This window comes from Roseovarius halophilus (ex Wu et al. 2025), from assembly GCF_047086965.1.
The window spans coordinates 1-423 of the sequence record NZ_JBKOTX010000574.1 but is presented as its reverse complement, the minus strand read 5'-3'; the positions used below and the strand labels follow the sequence as shown (position 1 = coordinate 423).

Sequence of the window (423 nt, the reverse complement as noted above, 5' to 3'; positions counted from 1 at the left end):
GTCGGACAGGTCAATTTGGATCATGGTGGTCTCCGGTGCTTGGGCAACGCGGGCCTGCGCCGCCTCCTACCGGGTCAAGCCCGCCATGATCGCGGGCTGCTTGAGCGGCCGGGCCGGACAGATCACCCGGCGTAGGAGTTCTGTTCCACCATGGCGAGGACGGCGGCGGCCATGCCGCCCAGGTATTCGCTGCGGCGGAAGACGATTTCGTTGATGTGAGTTGCGTCGGTGATGGTGGGGTCGACGGCAAGATCGGCGGCCATCTGGGGTAGCAGGTCGCGGGCCGCGGCGTTGTAGCGTTCTGCGATGGTCATCTCGGTGGGTCCTTGCTGCGTCGCCTCGTGCAGTCAGGGTCGCTCCACCAGGCGGCCAAATCCAGCAAAATCGCAGCAATGCCATGGCGTAATCGCAAGCGCAGGGATC

Annotated in this window: 1 protein-coding gene; it reads right to left on the bottom strand. The window is 65.0% G+C overall.

Going from position 1 to position 423, the window contains the following annotated elements; all coding sequences use genetic code 11:
• Positions 1-122: 122 nt before the first annotated feature.
• Entirely contained in the window at positions 123-314 is a 192-nt protein-coding gene (locus ACH107_RS33560; RefSeq protein ID WP_412509894.1) for a hypothetical protein, read from the bottom strand.
• Positions 315-423 lie beyond the last annotated feature (109 nt).